Consider the following 21,204-nt stretch of genomic DNA (forward strand, 5'->3'; position numbering starts at 1 on the left):
CGGGGCCGCTTACTTGGCAACGACAGAAGCGCGTTCTTTGGCAATCAACTGGTCAGCCACTTGCAACGTTTGCTCAGGACCGCCAGCAGAACCCAGGTCAAAGCGATATTTGCCATTGACGATCATGGTCGGAACGCCAGAAATCCCGTATTTCTTGGCCAGATCTTTGGCTGTAGCGATTTGGCCTTTGATCGCGAAGGAGTTAAACGTCGCCAGGAACTTGTCCTTGTCAACGCCTTGAGTCGCAACGAATTCAGCCATTTCTTCTGGGTCGGTCAGCTTTTTGTGTTCTTTCTGGATGGCATTGAACACGGCAGCGTGAACCTTGTTTTCAACACCCATGGCTTGCAGCGTCAAAAACAGTTGACCGTGAGCATCCCACGGGCCGCCAAACATGGCAGGAATGCGCACGAAATGCACATCGGCAGGCAGTTTTTCTACCCATGGGGTGAGGGTCGGTTCAAAGGCATAGCAGTGGGGGCAGCCGTACCAGAACATCTCAACTACTTCGATCTTGCCAGGTTCGGAAATAGGGACGGCGCTGCTCAGCTCGACATACTGTTTACCGGCTTCGATCGGCTCGGCAGCGTGGGCGGTCATCCCGAACAGGCTGGCGGTAACGAGAGCGGCGCTGAGAATCAGATTACGCATGCTTTACTCCTGGGCAAATAAAGTCGCCTTGGCGCGACCAGTGTTCGACCGGGCGGGCAGGCTTGAGTTTGCTAGTGTAACGCTGGCAGCCATTAAAAAGGGTGGCCTGAGCCACCCTTTTTAAGCCTGCATCCGTGCAGGGAAGCCCGAAAATCGTTGCGAAAGATGTAAGTCATTCGCTAAACGATCAGAGCACTATCAATGCAGACCTTGAATGTAGGACGACAGTGCCGCGATGTCCTTGTTGCTCAGCTTCGAAGCGATAGTACGCATCACCACGGTATCACCGTCGTTGGTGCGGTCACCTTCACGGAAAGCAGTCAGCTGTTTTGTCACATAAGTAGCGTTCTGGCCACCCAGGTGCGGGAAGCCGGCAGCCGGGTTACCTGCGCCATTGGGTGAATGGCAACCGGTGCAGGCAGGCATGCCCTGATCCAGTTTGCCGCCACGGAACAACGCTTCACCTGCCGCAACCAATTTAGGATCAGCAGCACCAACGCTGCCTTTCTGGCTGGAGAAGTAAGCGGCGATGTCCGCCAGGTCCTGATCTTGCAGGTTGGTCAGCAGACCGGTCATTTCCAGGACCGTGCGTCTACCATCCTTGATGTCATGCATTTGCTTGAGCAGATAGCGTTGCCCCTGACCCGCCAATTTCGGAAAGTTAGGTGCCATACTATTGCCGTCCGGGCCATGACAAGCGCCACACACAGCCGCTTTTGCCTGACCGGCAGCAGCGTCGCCAACAACACCGGTAACAGCACCGGCGGCCTGGGCCATACCAGATATGCCCAAGGTCAACAGCAGACTCACGAGTAATTTGTTCATCAGCTAATCCAACTACGGCTAAGGGTGAAAGAGTTATGTATCGGGGTTACTACTCATCCACTGGATGATTGAGCGGTAATCCTCGCTACTGCAGTCCATGCACAATCCACGCGGCGGCATTGCCTTGAAACCCTGGGTGACGTGTTGCACCAGCGTCTCCATACCTTGCGACAGTCTCGGCGCCCAAGCTGCCCGGTCGCCCAACTTCGGCGCCATTGGCAATTGACCGGCATGACAAGCCACACAAGCACGGTTGTACATAGCTTCCGGATCCTGTGTAGCCTGAGCGCTGAAAAACGGCATCAAGACACCGGCAGCTAGCAGCCATTTCTTCATAAAACGACCTTTTCAGGGTTGGGAACGTGCTGCGTTCTAGTGCGCAATTCAAACCACTCGTTCCCGTGAACTTCATCCTACGATGGGACAAAGCGCACACAAAATCTGCGGCATTATATACTGGCGCTACTGAAACGGAAACGACACTGCTTGCCGCGCTCCTGCCGGCACCGCCCTCATCGGAAATCCCATGCAACTCAAGAACCCCATCCTCGGCCTGTGCCAACAGGCAACTTTCATGCTCAGCGCAGCCAAAGTCGATCAATGTCCCGACGACGAAGGCTTTGAAGTCGCCTTCGCCGGGCGTTCCAATGCGGGTAAGTCGAGCGCGTTGAACACCCTTACTCACGCCAGCCTGGCGCGCACATCGAAGACACCTGGGCGTACCCAACTGCTGAACTTCTTTAGTCTCGATGATCATCGTCGCCTGGTGGACTTGCCCGGTTATGGCTACGCCAAGGTGCCAATCCCGCTTAAATTGCACTGGCAGCGTCACCTGGAAGCCTATTTGGGCAGCCGCGAAAGCCTGAAAGGCTTAATTTTGATGATGGATATCCGTCATCCAATGACAGATTTCGACCTGTTAATGCTCGATTGGTCCGTCGCCAGCCACATGCCCATGCATATCCTGCTGACCAAAGCCGACAAGCTGACCTATGGCGCAGCAAAAAACGCCCTGCTCAAAGTGCAGGCCGAGATTCATAAAGGTTGGGGCAATGCGGTGAGCATCCAGCTTTTTTCGGCCCCAAAACGCATGGGCCTGGAAGACGCCTACACTGTTTTGGCGGGCTGGATGGAGCTGGCAGACAAGGGTGCCGAGCCGTCTGCAACGTAAAATCACAGGCAAAAAAAACCCCGGACTTCGTATGGGGAGGGGAAGTTCGGGGTTCAAGTTCTAAACCACTAGGGCGGGGTTTAGATATCTGCCAACACTTAACACAACATTAGGAGCATCGAAGGGCTTCACACCCATTCCCAATCTCTGACTGGCAATTTACTGATTTAGTTCCGGGGCGTTTAAAGCTGTTTGCGATAAGGACGTCTCCGTCCGGGAATAAGTTAGGAAGCAGGAACGAAAATCGAAATCAACGCCCGCCTGACTGCGACCTTAAGTCGCAGCCTCGACCGGTGTTTTTAGCGAATTAGTGAGCCTCGTCCCAGTTATTGCCGGCCCCTACCTCGACAAGTAGCGGCACATCGAGCTCCGCGACCCCACTCATGTAGGGCCGAATCTCCTCACGCACCTGCTCGACCAGGTCCTCGCGCACTTCCAGCACCAATTCATCGTGTACCTGCAGAATGACCCGGGCATCAACGCCGGAGTCAGTCAGCCACCCGTCTACCGCCACCATGGCCTTCTTGATGATGTCGGCCGCAGAGCCCTGCATCGGCGCGTTGATCGCAGTACGTTCAGCGCCTTTACGCAGTGCCTGGTTCTTGGCGTTGATCTCCGGCAAATACAGTCGACGACCAAAGAGGGTTTCCACAAAGCCTTGTTCGGCCGCCTGCGCCCTCGTGCGCTCCATGTAATCGAGCACACCCGGGTAACGAGCAAAATAACGGTCGATATATGCCTGCGACTGTTTGCGGTCGACACCGATCTGTTTCGCCAGACCAAATGCGCTCATGCCGTAGATCAAACCGAAATTGATCGCCTTGGCCTTGCGGCGCATATCGGTGCTGACATCCTCAAGTTCGACGCCAAACACTTCGGCGGCCGTCGCACGGTGTACGTCCAGATCGTTGCGGAAGGCATGCAGCAAACCTTCGTCCTTGGCCAGATGCGCCATGATTCTCAGTTCTATCTGCGAATAGTCGGCTGCCAACAATTTGTAGCCCTTGGGCGCCACGAATGCTTGACGGATCCGACGCCCTTCGGCCGTGCGAATCGGGATGTTCTGCAGGTTGGGATCACTAGAGGACAAGCGCCCAGTGGCCGCGACCGCCTGATGATAGGACGTATGAATACGCCCTGTACGCGGGTTGATCTGCTCCGGCAAACGGTCGGTATAGGTGCTCTTCAGTTTGCTCATGGAGCGGTACTGCATCAGCACTTTGGGCAGCGGGTAATCCAACTCTGCCAGCTCGGCCAACACGGCTTCTGCGGTAGACGCCTGGCCCTTGGCGGTTTTATTGAGAATCGGCAGACCGAGCTTTTCGTACAAAATGACGCCGAGTTGCTTGGGTGAACCCAAGTTGAACTCTTCGCCGGCGATAGCAAACGCCTCTCGCTCCAGGGCGATCATCTTATCGCCCAGTTCGACGCTCTGAATGCCCAGCAGCTTGGCATCGACCAACGCACCCTGACGTTCGATTTGCGCCAACACCGGCACCAATGGCATTTCAATATCGCTGAGCACCGACACCAAACTTGGCGTAACGGCGAGCTTTTCCATCAAGGCTTCATGCAAGCGCAGGGTCACATCAGCTTCTTCAGCGGCGAAGGGCGCAGCCTGCTCCAACGCAATCTGGTCGAAGCTCAGTTGCTTCATGCCCTTGCCGGCGATGTCCTGCAAGCTGGTGGTCGTATGACCCAGGTATTTGAGGGCCAAGCTGCCCATATCGTGTCGGGTCGCCGTGGAATCGAGCACATAGGACTCAAGCATGGTGTCGAATGCCAGCCCCCGCACGGTAATACCTTGGCTTTGATCACCGCCAATGGCGCAATTAGCGAGGATGTTGATGTCGAACTTGGCGTGTTGTCCGACCTTGACCTTGTTAGGGTCTTCAAGCAGCGGCTGAAGCGCCCTAAGCACCGCGTCTCGATCCAGTTGTTGCGGCACGCCCATGTAAGAGTGAGTCAGCGGGATATACGCCGCTTCGTTGGTCTTGACCGAAAACGACATACCAACCAACTGGGCCCGTTGCGCGTCCGGGCCGTCTCTTTGGGTGACAAACGCAAACAGCTTGGCATCGCTCAATTTCTTCAGCCAGACCTCGAACTGCTTCTGCTCAAGAATAGTTTCGTAGCGCGTTTCCGTGACCACCGGTTCTTCAGCAACAACGATTTCCTCGCCGGCGCGCTTGGCGTCGCGCTGCAAATCCTCGATCCAGCTTTTGAATTCCAGTTCGGTGTACAACTCGACCAGCTTCTCGCGATCAGGCTCGCCGCAATGCAGAGCGTCCAGCTCGACGTCGAGTGGCACGTCGATCTTGATCGTCGCCAGCTCGTAGGAAAGAAACGCCATGTCCTTGTGTTCTTCGAGCTTGGCCGACAGGGTTTTAGCCCCGCGAATCGGCAGCGCCGCAACCTTGTCCAGGTTTGCGTACAGCTCGACAAGACCACCGCCGATGCCGACCAACAGGCCGACTGCGGTTTTTTCGCCCACACCGGGAACGCCCGGTATGTTGTCGACCTTGTCACCCATCAGCGCCAGATAATCGATGATGTGTTCAGGACCGACGCCAAACTTCTCTTTCACGCCAGGCACATCCAGCACACTACCGGTCATCGTATTGACCAAGGTAATGTGCCCATCGACCAGTTGTGCCATGTCCTTGTCGCCGGTGGAGATAATCACCGGGCGGTCGGCAGCCGCGCTGCTGCGGGCCAGCGTACCGATCACGTCATCGGCCTCGACGCCTTCGACGCAGAGCAACGGATAGCCAAGACCCTTGACGCAGGCGTGAAGCAAATCGACCTGCACCCGCAGATCGTCGGGCATGCTTGGACGATTGGCTTTGTATTCGGAAAACAATTCATCGCGGAACGTGCCGCCTTTGGCGTCGAAAACCACGGCAAACGGGCTTTCCGGGTATTGCCGACGCAGGCTTTTGAGCATGTTCAGCACGCCCTTTACGGCGCCCGTTGGCAATCCTTTGGAGGTAGCAAGTGGCGGTAGCGCGTGAAAGGCACGGTAAAGATAAGAAGAACCGTCCACCAGGACGAGGGGGGCTTGGCTCATGAGCAAGATCAACCTTTTCGACGGGGTCGGCGCTAGAATGCGAGGACCAATGACGACAAAGGGACAAGGTTATCATGCGCACAACAAATCGCCTGTTGCTGGCCAGCCTGTTGGCATTCTGCCCACTGGTCGCAGTCGCTGCCGAGAGCGCTCCTTCGGCGGATCCAGATGTCACCATCCGTACTGAAGGCGACAAAACCATTCAGGAATACCGCCAAAACGGGTTTCTTTATGCAATCAAGATCACACCAAAAGGCGGCGTACCCTATTTTCTGGTACGCGCCGATGGCACACAAGCCAACTTCATTCGCTCGGACCAACCGGACATGCTGATTCCTGAATGGAAAATCTTCGAGTGGTAGCGCCTAACATTCACCTTATTTGCTGGCAGTCTTAACCATGTCCGTGTTTACCCCCCTGGCTCGGCCCGAGCTGGAAACATTTCTCGCGCCTTATGGGCTTGGCCGTCTGCATGACTTTCAGGGGATTGCAGCCGGTAGCGAAAACAGCAATTTCTTCGTCAACCTGGAGCAAGGCGAGTTCGTCCTGACCCTGGTTGAACGCGGCCCGATTCAGGACTTGCCGTTTTTCATCGAGCTGCTCGATGTACTGCACGACGCCAATCTGCCGGTGCCTTACGCCTTGCGCACCACCGACGGCGATGCATTGCGAGAGCTGGCGGGCAAGCCGGCGCTCCTGCAACCGCGCCTCCCAGGCAAACACATCAGTGAACCTAATAATCAACACTGCGTGCAGATCGGCGAGCTGCTGGGGCATCTGCATCTGGCCACGCGCGAGCACGTATTAGAACGCAAGACTGATCGAGGGCTGGACTGGATGCTGACCGAAGGCGCGACGTTGATGTCGCACCTGGACGCGACGCAAAGCGCACTGTTGCAGGCGGCACTTGAGGAGATTGAACGGCTCAAGCCGAGAATCATGGCCTTGCCACGCGCCAACCTGCACGCAGACCTGTTTCGCGACAACGCCTTGTTCGAAGGCACGCACTTGACCGGGCTGATCGACTTCTACAACGCCTGCTCCGGGCCAATGCTCTACGACCTGGCCATTGCGCTCAATGACTGGTGTTCGCAGGAGGATGGCCAGATCGATGGGCCGCGCGCACGTGCCTTGCTCGGTGCCTACGCCCATTTGCGTCCGTTCACCGCCAGCGAAGCCGAGCTGTGGCCGACCCTGCTGCGCGTGGCCTGCGTACGGTTCTGGCTATCGCGCCTGATCGCGGCAGAATCCTTTGCTGGGCAGGACGTGCTGATCCATGACCCGATGGAGTTTCAGCAACGCTTGGCCCAGCGCCAACAGGTGCAGACGCCGCTACCGTTTGCGCTTTAGTCGAAATATCTGACGTACCGCGTTGCATTCTTGGCAGGCAAGCCTGCTCCCACAGGGTATGCGGTCATCTGTGGGAGCAGGCTTGCAACTACGCGTCCCGCTGCGAACAGTCGCACAGCCGTTCACAACGACTCCAGACACCCCGCCAAATCATTGCCCAGCTTCTCCATCATCTGCTCATACCCCTGAGCAGTGGCGGGGGTGTAGCCGCCCAATCCATCGAGTTCCGCCAGTTTGACCGGCAGCCCTGCTGTCAGGGTTTCGGCCAGGCGAGGGCGCATCGGCGGCTCGCTGAACACACAGGTCTTGCCGACTTCGACCAACCGCGCGCGCATCGCGGCAACGTGCTGCGCGCCGGGCTGCACTTCAGCCGCGACGCTGAACACGCCGGCATGCTTAAGACCGTAGGCATCCTCAAAATAATCGAATGCTTCATGGAAAACGAAGAACGGTTTGCCAACGACCCCCGCTACCCGTGCTTTCACCCGCACATCCATGACATCGAGGCGCTCGTCGAACACCGTCACATTGCGCTGATAATGCGCTGCGTTGGCGGGATCCGCCGCGCTCAAATCCGCGGCCATACGCGCCGCAATCACCCGCGCATTGACCGATGACAACCATAGATGAGCATCCAGACTGCCGGGGCTATGATCATGATCATGCTCGGCGGGATCAGCAGCCTCATGAGACTGGCTGTCCGCCTCGAAGTGACGCAGACGCAAGCCCGGCAACGACTGCACGCTCACAGTAGGCAGGGTACGGCCTTGCAACACACGCGGCAGGAAGCTCTCCATGTCCGGGCCGATCCAGTAGAGCAAGTCGACTTCACGCACCCGCCGCACGTCGGACGGGCGCAGGGCGTAGTTATGCGGCGACGCGCCCGGCGGCAACAGCACCTCAGGCGTGCCCATTCCGTCCTGCACGGCAGCGGCAATCAGCTGCAGCGGCTTAATGCTGGTCAGCACGCGAACCTCAGCATGAGCGGGAGTGATCACCAGAAAACTGGCACTTAACGCAACAAAGAAGGCAAAAAAACGGGACACGATGACCACTCAAGGAGGCAGGAACAGGTAACATAATAACGTCTCTCACAAAAACCGTCGCCGCTCATGCCTAAAACACCGCTGGCCAGTCGTCCCCATGATCATTCCCATTGCGTGCACACCGCACTCTCCGAGGCTGATGCGCTGTGCGCACGCCAAGGTCTGCGCCTGACCGCTCTGCGTCGTCGCGTGCTGGAACTGGTCTGGCAGAGTCATAAGCCGCTGGGCGCCTACGACATTCTCGCGGTTCTCAGTGAAGAGGACGGCCGTCGCGCCGCACCGCCCACCGTGTACCGCGCGCTGGATTTCCTTCTGGAAAATGGCCTCGTCCACCGCATTGCCTCGCTCAACGCCTTCACCGGCTGTAACCACCCGACGCACGCACATCAAGGTCAGTTCTTGATCTGCCGGGAGTGCCGTGCCGCCATCGAGTTGCAACACCCAGCCATCAGCCAGGCCATCATCAGCGCTGCGGCCGAGGTCGGGTTCACTGTAGAAGGGCAAACAGTCGAGATCCTTGGCCTGTGTTCGGGTTGCAAGGCCGCCTGATGAGCACTGCATTGATCCGTCTCGATCAGGTCAACGTGACATTTGCCGGGCAAAACGTGCTGCAAAACATTCAGCTCAGCGTCAAACCGGGCGAAATCGTGACCCTGATCGGCCCCAACGGCGCAGGCAAGACCACATTGGTGCGGGCTGTTCTGGGCCTGCTCAAGCCGAATTCAGGCAGCGTCTGGCGCAAGCCGAAATTGCGTGTGGGCTATATGCCCCAAAAGCTGCATGTCGACCCCACGTTACCGCTATCGGTACTGCGTTTTCTGCGACTGGTCCCTGGCGTTGACCGGCCACGAGCGCTGGCGGCGTTGAACGAAGTAGGCGCCGAGAGAGTCATCGACAGCCCGCTGCAAGGGATATCCGGGGGCGAGATGCAGCGCGTGCTGCTGGCCCGTGCGTTGCTGCGTGAACCTGAATTACTGGTCCTTGATGAGCCGGTGCAAGGCGTCGACGTGGCGGGGCAGGCCGAGCTGTATAGTTTGATCACCCGCCTGCGCGACCGCCATGGCTGCGGTGTGCTGATGGTGTCCCACGACCTGCATCTGGTGATGAGCACCACTGACCAGGTGGTTTGTCTGAATCGGCACGTGTGCTGCTCAGGCCACCCGGAGCAAGTCAGCAACGATCCGGCGTTTGTCGAGTTGTTCGGCAAGAACGCACAAAGCCTGGCGATTTATCACCACCACCATGATCACGCCCATGACTTGCACGGCGCCGTGGTCGAAGAGGCAGCGTCAGCGTCGGTCACGCCCCCCACCCATGTCCACGGAGACAACTGCAAGCATGGCTGATTTTCTACTGTATGCCTTGCTCGCGGGTCTGGCGCTGGCGGTGGTCGCAGGCCCGCTGGGCTCGTTCGTGGTCTGGCGGCGCATGGCTTATTTCGGCGACACCCTGTCCCACGCAGCATTGCTCGGCGTGGCGCTGGGCTTTGTGCTGGATATCAGCCCGGCACTGGCGGTCACCGTCGGCTGTCTGCTGCTGGCGATCACGCTGGTGACCCTGCAACAGCGACAACCACTGGCATCAGACACGTTGCTGGGGATTCTCGCGCCCAGTACGTTGTCCTTGGGGCTGGTAGTGCTCAGCTTCATGCACAACGTCCGTATCGACCTGATGGGTTATCTGTTCGGTGACCTGCTGGCGATCAGTCCTACCGATCTGGCCTGGATTCTGGGCGGCAGCGCGGCCGTACTGGTGCTGATCGTTGCCCTGTGGCGCCCATTGCTGGCCATCACCGTGCATGAAGAGCTGGCGACCGTCGAAGGCCTGCCCGTTGCGGCCTTGCGCATGACCTTGATGCTGCTGATCGCGATCGTGATTGCAGTGGCCATGAAAATCGTCGGCGTACTGTTGATCACCTCACTGCTGATCATCCCCGCCGCTGCTGCGCAACGCCATTCGCGTTCGCCAGAGCAAATGGCCTTGGGCGCAAGCCTGCTGGGCATAGTTGCGGTCTGTGGCGGACTGGCCTTATCGTGGTTCAAGGACACTCCGGCTGGACCGTCTATCGTGGTATGTGCAGCAATGTTGTTTTTGTTGAGTTTTGTCCTCCCCCGGCGAGCGGTGTAGACTTGCTCGTTTTTTGCGCAATTAGAGAATCGCAGGAATGAAGCTGCCCGCCTCCCGTTATCTGCTCCTTGCCGCATTTTCCATCCTGCTGGGTGCCTGTCAAAGTGCGCCGACAGTAGAGACGCCTGCACCTGCCGCCGAGCCCACGGGCTTTGAGCAGCTTGAGCAATCTATCGCCAGCAACGAACTGGCCACCGCCGAAGACCAACTGCTCGCCCTACAAACGCAGATGCCGGACGACCCGCGCATTGAGCAGCACCAACGGCAGTTGGCCGAGGCGTACTTGAAGCGCAGCCAGATCGTCCTGCAAAAAGGCGATGTGAATGCAGCCGCCACCGCGTTGAGCCGCGCCCGGGCGTTGATGCCCAAGGCCCCGGCGCTGACCAGCGGTGTTAACGGCGCAATTGCCCAGGCACGCAAAGCCGAGCTGGAAAAAGTCGAAGCCGAGCTGAAAGCCGCTGAAGCCAAGCGCATTGCGAAGGTCATTGATCCAACCGCCGAGAGCACGACCATCGCGCTGAAAATCGGCGATATGGTGCAGCTGCGTCGCCAATTTGACGCGATTGCCGCCGATGTGACGGCTTTCGATTGCCAAGTCACCCTGCAAGTGCCACGCACCGACGACTACCCGTGGCTGGCAACCCTGCTGACCAAACGCGTCATCAAAATCAATCCTGATTTTGAGTTGCAGCTGGAACGGCAGATCGATCGCAGCCAACCTGCACAGATCGTTCTCAAACCCGCGAAACTGTAACCGCCCATCGCACTCCAGGGAGCGCGATGGCGTCCTCACGCCGGAACAGCCTTGACCTTAGGCTCCCGCGCCCAGACCCGATGCTGGGCAATCGCGGCAAAAAACACCTTGAAGGCCTTGCTGTCGCTGCCACCGACAAACAAGCCTTCATCGGCCTGCAGATGCAGCACGTCCAGCAATTGCTTGGCTTCCCCGTTCAACGCAATAGCCTTGAGGTGCTTGTAGGCCTCAAGCACGAAGTGCAATGCCACGCCATTGGTACTCAGCGCTTTCACCGACTCGATCCCGCCCGCCACAAACACCGCGTCGAAAGCAACCGACGGCATACCCTCCATGGAGGCATCCACAGCGAGGCTCTTGCCCTCTGCGGTTGTGACTGGCGCCGATGTAGGGCCTAGCAGCTTGGCGTGCGCGCCTTCGGCTTCCAAGGCCTTCTTCAGCGCAGTGATGGCAGCACCATCGACGCCGTTGGCCGCAAGAATGGCTACTTTGCGCGAAACGATGTTGCCCGACAGCAGGTTCGCCTGGCTCAGCGCGGGTGACGAGGTGATGGCCGTCGCCTTTCCGGGCAGGGTCCCGGCAACAGGTGCAGGTAAACCAAGGTTTTTCGCCACACGCGCAGCCAGCTCCAGATCGATGTTGGCCAGAATCCCATTAACCTGACGTTCACGAATCCAGAGGCGCTCTACCTTGCCCAACTCAAAGCTGTAGGCCGCGATGATGTGCTCTTTCTCGTGGTGGCTCATGCTTTGGAAGAACAGGGTCGCTTGTGAAAAGTGATCGGAAAACGATTCACTGCGGCGACGAACCTTGTGCGCTTCGAGGCGCTCTGGATAGGTCTCGAAACCACCTTCCTTGGCCGCAGGCGGCGTCTCTTTAGGCCAGCCGCCATCGATGGAGTTAGGCTCATAAGAGGCGCGCCCCTTGTCGAGGGTGGTGCGATGTTGCGCGTCACGTTGCCCATTGTGATTGGGTGCAAGAGGGCGGTTGATCGGAATCTCGTGGAAGTTCGGTCCACCAAGACGGCTGATCTGAGTGTCGGTGTAGGAAAACAGTCGACCTTGCAGCAGCGGATCGTTGGAGAAATCGATGCCCGGCACAATGTGCCCAGGGCAGAACGCAACCTGCTCGGTCTCGGCGAAGAAATTGTCCGGGTTGCGGTTAAGCACCATTTTGCCCAACGGCGTCACCGGCACTAACTCCTCGGGGATGAGCTTGGTCGGGTCGAGCAGGTCGAAATCGAATGAATGTTCATCCTCTTCCGCAACAATCTGCACACCGAATTCCCATTCGGGGTAATCGCCGGTTTCAATAGACTCCCATAAATCTCGACGGTGGAAGTCCGTGTCCTTGCCAGCCAATTTCTGCGCCTCGTCCCAGAGCAGCGAGCACACGCCAAATTTGGGCTTCCAGTGGAATTTGACGAAGCTCGATTTACCTTCCGCGTTGATCAAACGAAAGGTGTGGATGCCGAAACCCTGCATGGTCCGCAGGCTTTTCGGGATGGCCCGGTCGGACATCGTCCACATCACCATGTGTGCCGACTCTGGCACCAGCGAAACGAAATCCCAGAACGTATCGTGAGCGGAGCCGCCCGTGGGCATTTCGTTATGCGGTTCGGGCTTTACTGCGTGAACGAAGTCCGGAAACTTGATGGCGTCCTGAATGAAGAACACCGGCATGTTGTTGCCGACCAGATCGAAGTTGCCTTCATCCGTGTAAAACTTCACCGCGAATCCACGCACGTCACGCACCGTATCACCCGAGCCGCGCGGCCCTTGGACGGTGGAAAAGCGCACGAACACCGGGGTCTTTTTCCCAGGGTCTTGCAGAAAGCCAGCCTTGGTCAGGGCGGCATGGTTTTCATAGGTCTGGAAGTAACCGTGTGCGGCCGTGCCCCGCGCATGAACGATGCGCTCAGGAATACGCTCATGGTCAAAGTGCGTAATTTTTTCACGCATGATGAAATCTTCAAGCAAAGACGGACCGCGATCACCGACCTTGAGCGTGTTCTGGTTATCAGCAATTTTTACGCCCTGATTGGTGCGCAGCGCCTGCTCGGTGGCGTCTGAACGGAACGGTTCCAGACTGTCCAGTTTGGCGTTGGTATTGCCACGGTCCAGGGTGTCAGTACCCGCCAGCTGGCTGTTGCTGGCTTTAGAACCGGTGCCGGTCGTGGTGTTGGTTATGGTTTTTTTGGTAGCCATCAGACTGAAACTCCTCGGTTGCGGGCAGCCCTGACGCCGGTTGAGTCGGCATGGGCATGATCGGCAAAAAACGCTCCTGTCACTGCATTCAGGAAATTCGAGACGCTTAATTACTGACTGAGGCTTAAAACAGCCGTTCCGTTTTTTTCATGACCTTTGGTCTACCCAACGAGCGAACACCGTGACTCGCCGCCATCAATCGCGTTATTGCCGTTTCATAGGTTCGTCATCAAATAAATGCTAAGAACCTCTAGCCAGACAGGCTAAAATGCGCGCCCGGCTTATCCAGCCGGTGTCCGCTGGTAGTAAGAACGCCTGAACATCCGGCCACTTCCACCACCCTTTCTTACCGCGCCCCCACAAGGTTCGCTACGTGATCGAGTTTCATAACGTCCATAAAACCTACCGGGTTGCAGACCGGGAAATTCCTGCCCTGCACCCCACTAGCCTGCGCGTTGAAGATGGCCAGGTATTCGGCCTGATTGGTCATTCCGGCGCAGGCAAAAGCACACTGCTGCGCCTGATCAATCGCCTGGAAACCCCAAGCGGCGGTCAGATCATCGTCGACGGCGAAGATGTCACCGCGTTCGACGCCAACGCTCTGCGGGGTTTTCGCCAACAGGTCGGGATGATCTTCCAGCACTTCAATCTGCTGTCCTCCAAGACCGTGGCCGATAACGTCGCCATGCCGTTGACCCTGGCCGGTGATATGTCACGCAGCCAGATCGATCGGCGCGTGGCCGAATTGCTGGAGCGCGTAGGCCTCTCCGACCAGGCGAAGAAGTACCCGACCCAATTGTCTGGCGGGCAAAAGCAGCGAGTGGGTATTGCCCGTGCGCTGGCGACCAAACCGAAAATTTTGCTGTGCGACGAAGCCACCAGCGCCCTTGACCCGCAAACCACGGCATCGGTCCTGCAATTGCTGGCCGAGATCAATCGCGAGCTTAATCTGACCATCGTCCTGATCACCCATGAGATGGACGTGATCCGCCGCGTCTGCGACCACGTTGCCGTCATGGATGCCGGCAGGATCGTCGAGCAGGGCTCCGTGACGGATGTGTTCCTGCACCCCAAGCACCCGACCACCAAGCGTTTCGTGCAGGAAGACGAGCAAATCGACGAAGGTGAACTGCGCGATGACTTCGCCCATGTGCAAGGCCGCATCGTGCGCCTGACGTTCCAGGGTGACGCCACCTACGCACCGCTACTGGGCACCGTCGCCCGGGAAACCGGGGTCGATTACAGCATCCTCGCCGGGCGCATCGACCGAATTAAAGACACACCCTATGGGCAGCTGACCCTGGCCATTACCGGTGGCGACATGGAAGCAGCCTTCGCCCGCTTCACCGCTGCAGATGTTCACATGGAGGTGCTGCGCTGATGGATGCCCTGACCCACCTGTTTTCCAACGTCGACTGGTACGAAATCTGGGTCGCCACCGGCGATACCCTAGTCATGCTCGGCGTTTCCCTGGCCTTTACTGTGCTCCTGGGGCTGCCGCTGGGCGTGCTGATGTTTCTGACCTCGCCACGTCAGTTACTGGAGAATGATCGCCTGTATTCCGGCGTAGCGTTGATCGTCAACCTGCTACGAGCGTTACCGTTCATCATCTTGCTGATCGTAATGATGCCGCTGACAGAAATCATCACCGGCACGTCGCTCGGCGTCCTCGGCACCTTGCCACCTTTGGTCGCGGGCGCCACGCCCTTCTTCGCCCGCCTGGTCGAGACGGCCCTGCGTGAAGTGGACCGCGGTATTATCGAAGCGACCCAGGCCATGGGCGCGACCACCCGGCAGATCATCATCAAGGCGCTGTTGCCCGAAGCGCGGCCCGGCATCCTGGCGGCCATCACCGTCACCGCCATCGCCCTGGTATCGTTTACCGCGATGGCCGGTGCAGTCGGTGCCGGCGGTCTGGGTGACCTGGCTATTCGCTATGGTTATCAGCGCTTCCAGAACGATGTGATGTTTGTCACGGTCGTATTGTTATTGGTGCTGGTACAGATCCTGCAAACCATTGGCGACAAGCTGGTGGCGCATTTCACCCACCGATAGAAACAATCGATAAACACAGTGGCGGGTCGCCGATCCGCCAAGGCCCGACCGGCCACGGCCACCTCGTCAGGAAGTGACCGCTTCAACGGAGTTGGTGCATGAAAAAGCTTCTTGCCGCATTGGCTGCAGTTGTTGCCTTGGGTGTGCACGCCGATGAAGTGTTGACCGTCGGTGCCTCAGCGGTGCCCCACGCGGAGATCCTTGAGTTCGTCAAACCCATGTTGGCCAAGGAAGGGGTCGATCTGCAAATCAAGGTATTCAGCGATTACATCCAGCCCAATGTGCAACTCGCGGATAAAACCCTCGACGCTAACTTCTTTCAGCATCAGCCAGCCCTGAATGAGTTCAACAAGAGCAACAGCACCGACCTGATTGCCGTGACCAAGGTTCATGTCGAACCCGTGGGCGCTTACTCGAACGGCATACTTAAAAATATCGACGACTTGCCCGAGGGCGCCAACGTTGCCTTGCCCAACGAGCCGGCCAACGAAGGTCGAGCCTTACTGCTACTGGCGAAAAACGGGCTGATCACGCTTAAAGATCCAAACAACATCTTGTCGAAGCCGCAAGATATCGTCGAGAACCCGAAAAATCTGAAATTCCGCGCGCTGGAAGCGGCCACACTGCCGCGCGTGGTGACTCAGGTGGACCTGACACTGCTCAACACCAACTACGCGATGAGCGTCAAACTGGACCCCACCAAAGACGCGCTGTTCATCGAAGGCAGCGATTCGCCTTACGTGAACATCCTGGTTGCACGCCAAGAGAACAGGGACTCGATTGCCATGCAAAAACTGGTCGTCGCCTTGCACAGCCCGGAACTGAAGCAATTCATTCTGGAGAAATACCAGGGCGCAATCGTTCCTGCGTTCTGATCAAACACTGCCACGCACCATTGGCCTAAACTCAGGACACTTTCACTCCCTGAACGAGGATGTTTGTCATGGCGCTGACCCCCTTCCACCTGGCGGTACCGGTCTATGATCTGGCGGCTGCCCGGCATTTCTACGGCGATGTATTCGGTTGCAGCGAAGGCCGCAGCAGCGAGCACTGGGTCGACTTCAATTTCTTCGGCCACCAGTTGGTGATTCACCACCAAGCCAAAAGCACGTCGCAGGAGCAAGCCCTGAGCAATCCGGTGGACGGCCATGATGTGCCCGTGCCGCATTTCGGCGTGGTGCTGGAATGGGATCAATGGGAAGCGCTGGCCGATCGACTGAAATCCAGGGAAACCGCGTTCGTCATCGAGCCATACATTCGCTTCAAGGGCCAGGTGGGCGAGCAGGCGACCATGTTCCTGCTCGATCCGTGTGGCAATGCGCTGGAGTTCAAAGCCTTCAAAGACATCGGGCAGTTGTTTGCCAAGTAATACCGCCTTCGCGAACAAGACTGCGCGTCCCGGTTGCTCCTTGAGGTTTTGATTTGCCTTTGGGATTTTGTGTGAATTGACTGTCGAATTACAGTAAGGCCCCGTTTCCAGAAGGCCGAGCGCAGGCCCCCGGAGCAACGCCGGAGCGAGGGAAATCCGAGCCTAGGCGAGGATCCGTATGGAGGGGCAAAGCGTTTTGGTTACTTTTTGATGGTCCGGCATTCCGGCGCTTGAAAAAGTGACACGCTGTGAGAGCGGAACCGTAATTTCAGCACACGCCAATGCCGGATATACACATCACAACAAATGCCAACACATTGTTTTTAAAGGATTAAAAATCAGTTTGATAGGAGTCCTCGCCCCGTCTTCGACGCCGCGCTGTCGCGCAGCAAACTGGGTCCTAATGTAGGAGCTGCCGAAGGCTGCGATAAGGTCGGCACGACCTTCAGCGGTATCAGGAAGGCGACCGGTTCCCGGTCGATCGCAGCCTTCGGCAGCGCCTACGAATCTGCGTTTTGCTGAAAATACAATGACATTTATACTTTATTTTTCAATCACTTATAGGTTTGATAGAAGCGAATTCATTCGCGAATAGGCCGCCAGCGCCGGGTTACTCCCGCACCAACAACCCTGGCAATTGCGCGAGCATTTTCTGATTATTCAATGGCGACCGGATAAACCCGCGCTGGGTGCCGTCCGGGCCTAGCAGGGCGAGGTTGCCGCTGTGATCGACGGTGTAGTTGGGCTTGCTGGTGTCGGCAGGAATGAACGGGATGCTCACGGCGTTGGCGAGTTTCTGGATGTCATCGACCGGCGCAGTCAGGCCTTGAAACTCAGGATCGAAGTAGCCCAGGTATTGTTTGAGCTGCTGCGGCGTATCGCGATTGGGGTCGACGCTGACCAATACGATTTGCAGCTTGCCCACGACGTCCTTGGGTAATTCGCTTTTGATCTGGCGCAGCTGGGCGAGGGTGGTTGGGCAAATGTCCGGGCAGAAGGTGTAGCCGAAAAACAGCATCGTCCATTTACCCTTCAACTCGTTTATCGCGACCGGCTTGCCGTCCTGATTGATCATCTTCACGTCGGGCAGGTTGCGGCTGATGGGCAGCAGGATGATGCCCGCATCAATCAGCGCAGTCGGATCGCCCTGTCCTCTGCCAGACAGCACCTTGTTGACGGTAAGGCCCAGGACCAACGCCACCAGGGCGACCAGAATAAAAACGGTTTTTTGAATTCGAGTCATAGATTCAACACTAAGTAGTGGTCGACAAGCAGCGCGATAAACAGCAGGAACAAGTAGTAGATAGAGTACTTGAAGGTGTTGATCGCCGCGTGCGGCTTGGTGCCACGGTACAGCACCCAGGCCCATTGCAGAAAGCGCGCGCCCAGCCCCAGGGCACACAGCAGGTACAGCATGCCGCTCATGTGAATCACATAGGGCATGAGACTGACCGCAAGCAGGACAAAGGTGTACAGCAGAATATGCACCTTGGTGTAATGCTCGCCGTGGGTGACGGGCAGCATAGGGATGTCAGCCTTGGCGTATTCCTCTTTACGATGGATCGCCAGCGCCCAAAAGTGCGGCGGGGTCCAGGCGAAGATGATCAGTACCAGCAGCAGCGGTTCGGCGCTGACATGCCCGGTGATGGCGACCCAACCCAGCAGCGGTGGCGCGGCCCCGGCCAAGCCACCGATCACAATATTCTGTGGCGTAGCGCGCTTCAAAAAACCGGTGTAAATCACTGCGTAGCCGAGCAACGAAGCGAGCGTCAGCCAGGCCGTGAGCGGGTTGGTGAACGCCAACAGCAAGGCCTGCCCCGTCACCGCCAGCAACAAGGCAAAGGTCATGGCCGACGCAGGTGACACGCGCCCCTCGGCAATCGGCCGCTTGTGGGTGCGCGCCATTAGTGCATCAATGCGTCGATCCACCACATGATTGACCACTGCCGCGCCGCCCGCGCAAAAGGCGATCCCCATGTTGCCAAACACCAGTATCGTCCACGGCACCCCCGCGCGCGTGGCCAGGAACATGCCGACCAGTGAGGTGATCAGCATCAGCACCAGCACTTTGGGTTTGGTCAGTTCGAGGTAGTCACGCCAAATAGCCTGGCTGTGTCGCTCGCTGATTAGAGTAGCCATGGCATCTCTCCTTCTCGTTATTGTTATTTGCCAGGTTGAAGCTGACCGTGAGCAGCACTCTGCCCGTTAATGCGGTGTCGGCTTTTCGCCTTGGGCGCCCAACCAAGGGCTGAGCGTGTGCGGTAATTCACCAGTGTCATGGTCAACATCAAGGCCGCACCACCGGCGTTATGGGCCACTGCAATCGGCAGCGGCAGATGAAAAATCACGTTGCTGATACCCAAGCCTACCTGAGCCGCCAACGCCAACAGCACCAGGGTGGTCATGCCTTTGAGGCCGACACGCTTGAGTTGCCAGGCCAACGCCAGCAATACCAAGGTCACCACAACCGCACCGACGCGATGCGTCATGTGGATCGCGGTGCGGGCATCGCTGTCCAGTTGCCCGCCCAGATAGTTCGGGCCGATGTGTTGTGTGAGGTGAAAACCATTAGCGAAATCTGCTTTGGGCCACCATTCGCCATGACAGGTCGGCAAATCGATACACGCCACTGCCGCATAGTTGGAACTGACCCAGCCACCCAGGGCGATTTGCGCAATCACCAGCACCAACCCCAGCGCCGCCAGACGGCGCAACCGTGAGGGTAACTGCGGCAAAGGTGCGAAGGCCCCGGACAAACGCAGCGTCAGCAAAAACAACAGGCTCAGGGTCGCGACGCCACCCAGTAAATGCGCTGTGACCACCTGCGGCCAAAGCTTGAGGGTCACCGTCCACATACCGAACGCGGCTTGGGCAATGACCACACAGAGCATCAGCAGCGGCAATTTCAACGGCTGACTGGCCAGATAGCGACGCTGCACGGCCTGTGCCGCCAGCAGCATGATCATCAGCGCCAGCGTGCCCGCAAAGTAACGGTGGACCATCTCATTCCAGCCCTTGTGGGCTTCGACGGGCGCCTCGGGAAAATGCAGTTCGGCGTGCGCCAGTTGCGCCTCGCTGTTGGGCACACTGATAAAGCCGTAACAGCCCGGCCAGTCAGGGCAACCGAGGCCCGCGTGGGTCAGGCGGGTATAGGCACCGAGTAACACCACGACCAGCGCAAGCAGCGTGGCAAGCAAAGCGAGGCGAAATCCAGGTCTGGCCATGACGATGCCCTATCCGATGTTCGACAGTTTCAACAGTTGGCGTAGATCGTTGAGCAGGTCCTTGCCGTCGACCTTGGCGTCGTAACGCAGCACCAGGTTGCCGTGGGGATCGACGATCCAGAGCTGTGGCGTTTCAATGCCGGGTGCGGCTTTGTTGTAGAGCGATAGATCCAGCGAGTAGCGCTGCAACTTCGGGTATTCACGCGTCAGCTTCGCCGCGTAATCGGCATTGAGCGGTTGTGCCACCGCCAGGGCGTGGGTGGCGCGAGACGAGTCCTGGCCCAGGCCGACCTGAATCTGCCTCGCCAGATAGACCAACCGCTGACACTCTGCCGCACAGTCCTGCGGCGCGCTGACCAAGAGTTGCCAGTGTGACTCGTCGGCCTGCACGCCAAGATCGGCGCGACTTTGACCATTACCAATCATCTCGCCGTGATAGTTGCGGCTGTCCGGCACCCAGAACTGCAATTTGTACATGCCGGTGGCGAGGATCATGGGGCCGATTGCCACCAGCAGCACAAGAATCAGCTGCAAGCGCCCCCTACGGCGCTGCTGCGGTGGGCGTGTTTCAGACATGCTGAGTGGATTCATGGCCGCTCCCATGTTCTTTCTCCTTGGCGTTGTGCAATCCGAGATACAGATAAAGGCCGAACAGCGCCGCCGCCATGGCGAACCACTGAACGGCATAACCGAGGTGTTTCTCCGGGCCCATCGCCACCACCGGCCAATCGAGCTGATAAGCCGCGACGCCAGGCTCAAGCCGCAATTCATCGGCAAACCCTTCGCGTCCCAGTTCGGTCCAGAGTTTTGTCGGGACCACGGCAGTGACCAGGCGCGGCCAGGCCGCGCCAGCAGGGTCAGGGCTCAATTGGAAGGTGGCGCCAGAAGGCACATACACCCAGGCATTGAGGTTCAGTACTTGATTGGGGGTGGTGAATACCGGCGGCGTGCGGCGATCCGGCCAGGGTAGCCAGCCACGATTGACCAGCAGCCACAACCCGCTGGCCTGATCGTGAAACGGTTGAATCAGCTCGACACCGCCTCTGCCACCACGGGTGCTGTTATCCAGGAGCAAGCTGTGTTCGGCATCGAACTGACCTCGCAACTGCACGCGGCGATAGGCGGGATCGGCGGTTTGTTCAAGATGGGAACTGACCATCGGCTCCGCCGCACGGTGATCGGCATAATTGGCCAGCAGCACGCGCTTTTCCTCGCCCCGATCAAGCTGCCAAAAGCCGAGAAAAATCAGCAGTGGCAGCAACAGGAACACCACCACCGTGGGTGCGAGGCCGGGTCGGAAGCGCTTCATGGCGCCCCCCAATTGCGGGTAGCTATACTGCAATACATCGCCTATA

Annotated in this window: 22 protein-coding genes; 11 read left to right on the plus strand and 11 right to left on the minus strand. The window is 58.1% G+C overall.

Annotation, left to right across the window (positions count from 1 at the left end; all coding sequences use genetic code 11):
- Positions 1–9 precede the first annotated feature (9 nt).
- The 3 genes from AC1ME2_RS13195 to AC1ME2_RS13205 form a co-directional block, all read right to left on the minus strand.
- On the minus strand, positions 10–651 hold the full coding sequence (locus AC1ME2_RS13195) for a thiol:disulfide interchange protein DsbA/DsbL (protein ID WP_480441730.1): 642 nt from the start codon (positions 649–651) through the stop codon (positions 10–12).
- 198 nt (positions 652–849) lie between these two features.
- Positions 850–1,476 (minus strand): c-type cytochrome, encoded by a 627-nt coding sequence (locus tag AC1ME2_RS13200; protein ID WP_480441731.1) that lies wholly within the window; start codon positions 1,474–1,476, stop codon positions 850–852.
- A 33-nt stretch (positions 1,477–1,509) separates the two neighbouring features.
- On the minus strand, positions 1,510–1,812 hold the full coding sequence (locus AC1ME2_RS13205; protein WP_480441733.1) for a c-type cytochrome: 303 nt from the start codon (positions 1,810–1,812) through the stop codon (positions 1,510–1,512).
- Positions 1,813–2,002: 190 nt separating this feature from the next.
- On the opposite strand from AC1ME2_RS13205, the gene yihA reads away from it, so the two are divergent.
- Complete coding sequence (yihA, locus tag AC1ME2_RS13210) at positions 2,003–2,647, plus strand: ribosome biogenesis GTP-binding protein YihA/YsxC (protein ID WP_322177186.1); 645 nt, start codon at positions 2,003–2,005, stop codon at positions 2,645–2,647.
- Positions 2,648–2,954: 307 nt separating this feature from the next.
- Here the strand turns inward: yihA and polA are convergent, their stop codons facing one another.
- Positions 2,955–5,717 (minus strand): DNA polymerase I, encoded by a 2,763-nt coding sequence (polA, locus tag AC1ME2_RS13215; protein WP_480441735.1) that lies wholly within the window; start codon positions 5,715–5,717, stop codon positions 2,955–2,957.
- A 74-nt stretch (positions 5,718–5,791) separates the two neighbouring features.
- Between polA and AC1ME2_RS13220 the strand changes: the two genes are divergently transcribed.
- Both AC1ME2_RS13220 and AC1ME2_RS13225 read left to right on the plus strand, forming a co-directional pair.
- Positions 5,792–6,079 carry a DUF2782 domain-containing protein gene (locus tag AC1ME2_RS13220; protein ID WP_480441736.1) on the plus strand — a complete coding sequence of 96 codons (288 nt, stop codon included), beginning with the start codon at positions 5,792–5,794 and terminating at the stop codon, positions 6,077–6,079.
- Between the two features lie 37 nt (positions 6,080–6,116).
- Positions 6,117–7,067 carry a homoserine kinase gene (locus AC1ME2_RS13225; protein ID WP_480441738.1) on the plus strand — a complete coding sequence of 317 codons (951 nt, stop codon included), beginning with the start codon at positions 6,117–6,119 and terminating at the stop codon, positions 7,065–7,067.
- Positions 7,068–7,189: 122 nt separating this feature from the next.
- On the opposite strand, the gene AC1ME2_RS13230 is transcribed toward AC1ME2_RS13225, so the two are convergent.
- Positions 7,190–8,113, minus strand: coding sequence for a zinc ABC transporter substrate-binding protein (locus AC1ME2_RS13230; protein WP_480441740.1), 924 nt, complete (start codon positions 8,111–8,113; stop codon positions 7,190–7,192).
- A gap of 66 nt (positions 8,114–8,179) precedes the next feature.
- Between AC1ME2_RS13230 and AC1ME2_RS13235 the strand changes: the two genes are divergently transcribed.
- From AC1ME2_RS13235 to AC1ME2_RS13250, 4 genes are read left to right on the plus strand one after another with little or no spacing between them, the layout of a single operon-like run.
- Positions 8,180–8,662, plus strand: a complete 483-nt coding sequence (locus tag AC1ME2_RS13235; protein WP_480441742.1) for a Fur family transcriptional regulator — start codon at positions 8,180–8,182, stop codon at positions 8,660–8,662.
- Complete coding sequence (gene znuC / locus AC1ME2_RS13240; protein WP_480441744.1) at positions 8,662–9,459, plus strand: zinc ABC transporter ATP-binding protein ZnuC; 798 nt, start codon at positions 8,662–8,664, stop codon at positions 9,457–9,459. Before AC1ME2_RS13235 ends, znuC begins: the two co-directional genes overlap by 1 nt.
- Complete coding sequence (gene znuB / locus AC1ME2_RS13245) at positions 9,452–10,240, plus strand: zinc ABC transporter permease subunit ZnuB (protein ID WP_480441746.1); 789 nt, start codon at positions 9,452–9,454, stop codon at positions 10,238–10,240. The genes znuC and znuB overlap by 8 nt, the downstream gene beginning before the upstream one ends.
- Before the next feature lie 37 nt (positions 10,241–10,277).
- Positions 10,278–10,994: a PA5502 family lipoprotein gene (locus AC1ME2_RS13250; RefSeq protein ID WP_480441747.1), complete on the plus strand. Its 717-nt coding sequence runs from the start codon at positions 10,278–10,280 to the stop codon at positions 10,992–10,994.
- 35 nt (positions 10,995–11,029) lie between these two features.
- Here AC1ME2_RS13250 and katE read toward each other — a convergent pair whose 3' ends face one another.
- Complete coding sequence (katE, locus tag AC1ME2_RS13255) at positions 11,030–13,201, minus strand: catalase HPII (RefSeq protein WP_480441748.1); 2,172 nt, start codon at positions 13,199–13,201, stop codon at positions 11,030–11,032.
- A gap of 373 nt (positions 13,202–13,574) precedes the next feature.
- Between katE and AC1ME2_RS13260 the strand changes: the two genes are divergently transcribed.
- From AC1ME2_RS13260 to AC1ME2_RS13275, 4 genes are all read left to right on the plus strand, one after another.
- Positions 13,575–14,582 carry a methionine ABC transporter ATP-binding protein gene (locus AC1ME2_RS13260; RefSeq protein ID WP_480441749.1) on the plus strand — a complete coding sequence of 336 codons (1,008 nt, stop codon included), beginning with the start codon at positions 13,575–13,577 and terminating at the stop codon, positions 14,580–14,582.
- Entirely contained in the window at positions 14,582–15,256 is a 675-nt protein-coding gene (locus AC1ME2_RS13265; RefSeq protein ID WP_480441751.1) for a methionine ABC transporter permease, read from the plus strand. The genes AC1ME2_RS13260 and AC1ME2_RS13265 overlap by 1 nt, the downstream gene beginning before the upstream one ends.
- A 98-nt stretch (positions 15,257–15,354) precedes the next feature.
- Positions 15,355–16,131, plus strand: coding sequence for a MetQ/NlpA family ABC transporter substrate-binding protein (locus tag AC1ME2_RS13270; RefSeq protein ID WP_480441753.1), 777 nt, complete (start codon positions 15,355–15,357; stop codon positions 16,129–16,131).
- A 68-nt stretch (positions 16,132–16,199) separates the two neighbouring features.
- The gene (locus tag AC1ME2_RS13275) at positions 16,200–16,625 is read left to right on the plus strand and encodes a VOC family protein (RefSeq protein ID WP_449634721.1); all 426 of its coding nucleotides are present in this window, start codon (positions 16,200–16,202) and stop codon (positions 16,623–16,625) included.
- A 610-nt stretch (positions 16,626–17,235) separates the two neighbouring features.
- On the opposite strand, the gene AC1ME2_RS13280 is transcribed toward AC1ME2_RS13275, so the two are convergent.
- The 5 genes from AC1ME2_RS13280 to AC1ME2_RS13300 are packed head-to-tail and all read right to left on the minus strand — an operon-like array spanning position 17,236 to position 21,158.
- A complete protein-coding gene (locus tag AC1ME2_RS13280; RefSeq protein ID WP_480441755.1) occupies positions 17,236–17,868 on the minus strand; it encodes an SCO family protein in 633 nt (210 codons plus the stop codon).
- Positions 17,865–18,764 carry a heme o synthase gene (gene cyoE / locus AC1ME2_RS13285; RefSeq protein ID WP_480441756.1) on the minus strand — a complete coding sequence of 300 codons (900 nt, stop codon included), beginning with the start codon at positions 18,762–18,764 and terminating at the stop codon, positions 17,865–17,867. The genes AC1ME2_RS13280 and cyoE overlap by 4 nt, the downstream gene beginning before the upstream one ends.
- Positions 18,765–18,787: 23 nt before the next feature.
- Positions 18,788–19,849, minus strand: a complete 1,062-nt coding sequence (locus AC1ME2_RS13290; RefSeq protein ID WP_480441758.1) for a COX15/CtaA family protein — start codon at positions 19,847–19,849, stop codon at positions 18,788–18,790.
- A 9-nt stretch (positions 19,850–19,858) separates the two neighbouring features.
- Positions 19,859–20,452, minus strand: coding sequence for a hypothetical protein (locus AC1ME2_RS13295; RefSeq protein WP_480441759.1), 594 nt, complete (start codon positions 20,450–20,452; stop codon positions 19,859–19,861).
- Positions 20,418–21,158 (minus strand): SURF1 family protein, encoded by a 741-nt coding sequence (locus tag AC1ME2_RS13300; protein ID WP_480441761.1) that lies wholly within the window; start codon positions 21,156–21,158, stop codon positions 20,418–20,420. The genes AC1ME2_RS13295 and AC1ME2_RS13300 overlap by 35 nt, the downstream gene beginning before the upstream one ends.
- Between the last annotated feature and the right edge of the window lie 46 nt (positions 21,159–21,204).

The organism is Pseudomonas sp. ASL9, assembly GCF_056680335.1.

What these genes read in the sequence shown, in the direction of transcription:
- AC1ME2_RS13225 (WP_480441738.1), top strand. Translation starts at nt 6,117, where the DNA reads ATGTCCGTGTTTACCCCCCTGGCTCGGCCCGAGCTGGAAACATTTCTC.
- polA (WP_480441735.1), bottom strand. Translation starts at nt 5,717, where the DNA reads ATGAGCCAAGCCCCCCTCGTCCTGGTGGACGGTTCTTCTTATCTTTAC.
- AC1ME2_RS13265 (WP_480441751.1), top strand. Translation starts at nt 14,582, where the DNA reads ATGGATGCCCTGACCCACCTGTTTTCCAACGTCGACTGGTACGAAATC.
- AC1ME2_RS13195 (WP_480441730.1), bottom strand. Translation starts at nt 651, where the DNA reads ATGCGTAATCTGATTCTCAGCGCCGCTCTCGTTACCGCCAGCCTGTTC.
- AC1ME2_RS13295 (WP_480441759.1), bottom strand. Translation starts at nt 20,452, where the DNA reads ATGGGAGCGGCCATGAATCCACTCAGCATGTCTGAAACACGCCCACCG.
- AC1ME2_RS13220 (WP_480441736.1), top strand. Translation starts at nt 5,792, where the DNA reads ATGCGCACAACAAATCGCCTGTTGCTGGCCAGCCTGTTGGCATTCTGC.
- AC1ME2_RS13300 (WP_480441761.1), bottom strand. Translation starts at nt 21,158, where the DNA reads ATGAAGCGCTTCCGACCCGGCCTCGCACCCACGGTGGTGGTGTTCCTG.
- yihA (WP_322177186.1), top strand. Translation starts at nt 2,003, where the DNA reads ATGCAACTCAAGAACCCCATCCTCGGCCTGTGCCAACAGGCAACTTTC.
- znuB (WP_480441746.1), top strand. Translation starts at nt 9,452, where the DNA reads ATGGCTGATTTTCTACTGTATGCCTTGCTCGCGGGTCTGGCGCTGGCG.
- AC1ME2_RS13270 (WP_480441753.1), top strand. Translation starts at nt 15,355, where the DNA reads ATGAAAAAGCTTCTTGCCGCATTGGCTGCAGTTGTTGCCTTGGGTGTG.
- AC1ME2_RS13250 (WP_480441747.1), top strand. Translation starts at nt 10,278, where the DNA reads ATGAAGCTGCCCGCCTCCCGTTATCTGCTCCTTGCCGCATTTTCCATC.
- cyoE (WP_480441756.1), bottom strand. Translation starts at nt 18,764, where the DNA reads ATGGCTACTCTAATCAGCGAGCGACACAGCCAGGCTATTTGGCGTGAC.
- znuC (WP_480441744.1), top strand. Translation starts at nt 8,662, where the DNA reads ATGAGCACTGCATTGATCCGTCTCGATCAGGTCAACGTGACATTTGCC.
- AC1ME2_RS13290 (WP_480441758.1), bottom strand. Translation starts at nt 19,849, where the DNA reads ATGGCCAGACCTGGATTTCGCCTCGCTTTGCTTGCCACGCTGCTTGCG.
- AC1ME2_RS13275 (WP_449634721.1), top strand. Translation starts at nt 16,200, where the DNA reads ATGGCGCTGACCCCCTTCCACCTGGCGGTACCGGTCTATGATCTGGCG.
- AC1ME2_RS13205 (WP_480441733.1), bottom strand. Translation starts at nt 1,812, where the DNA reads ATGAAGAAATGGCTGCTAGCTGCCGGTGTCTTGATGCCGTTTTTCAGC.
- AC1ME2_RS13280 (WP_480441755.1), bottom strand. Translation starts at nt 17,868, where the DNA reads ATGACTCGAATTCAAAAAACCGTTTTTATTCTGGTCGCCCTGGTGGCG.
- AC1ME2_RS13235 (WP_480441742.1), top strand. Translation starts at nt 8,180, where the DNA reads ATGCCTAAAACACCGCTGGCCAGTCGTCCCCATGATCATTCCCATTGC.
- katE (WP_480441748.1), bottom strand. Translation starts at nt 13,201, where the DNA reads ATGGCTACCAAAAAAACCATAACCAACACCACGACCGGCACCGGTTCT.
- AC1ME2_RS13200 (WP_480441731.1), bottom strand. Translation starts at nt 1,476, where the DNA reads ATGAACAAATTACTCGTGAGTCTGCTGTTGACCTTGGGCATATCTGGT.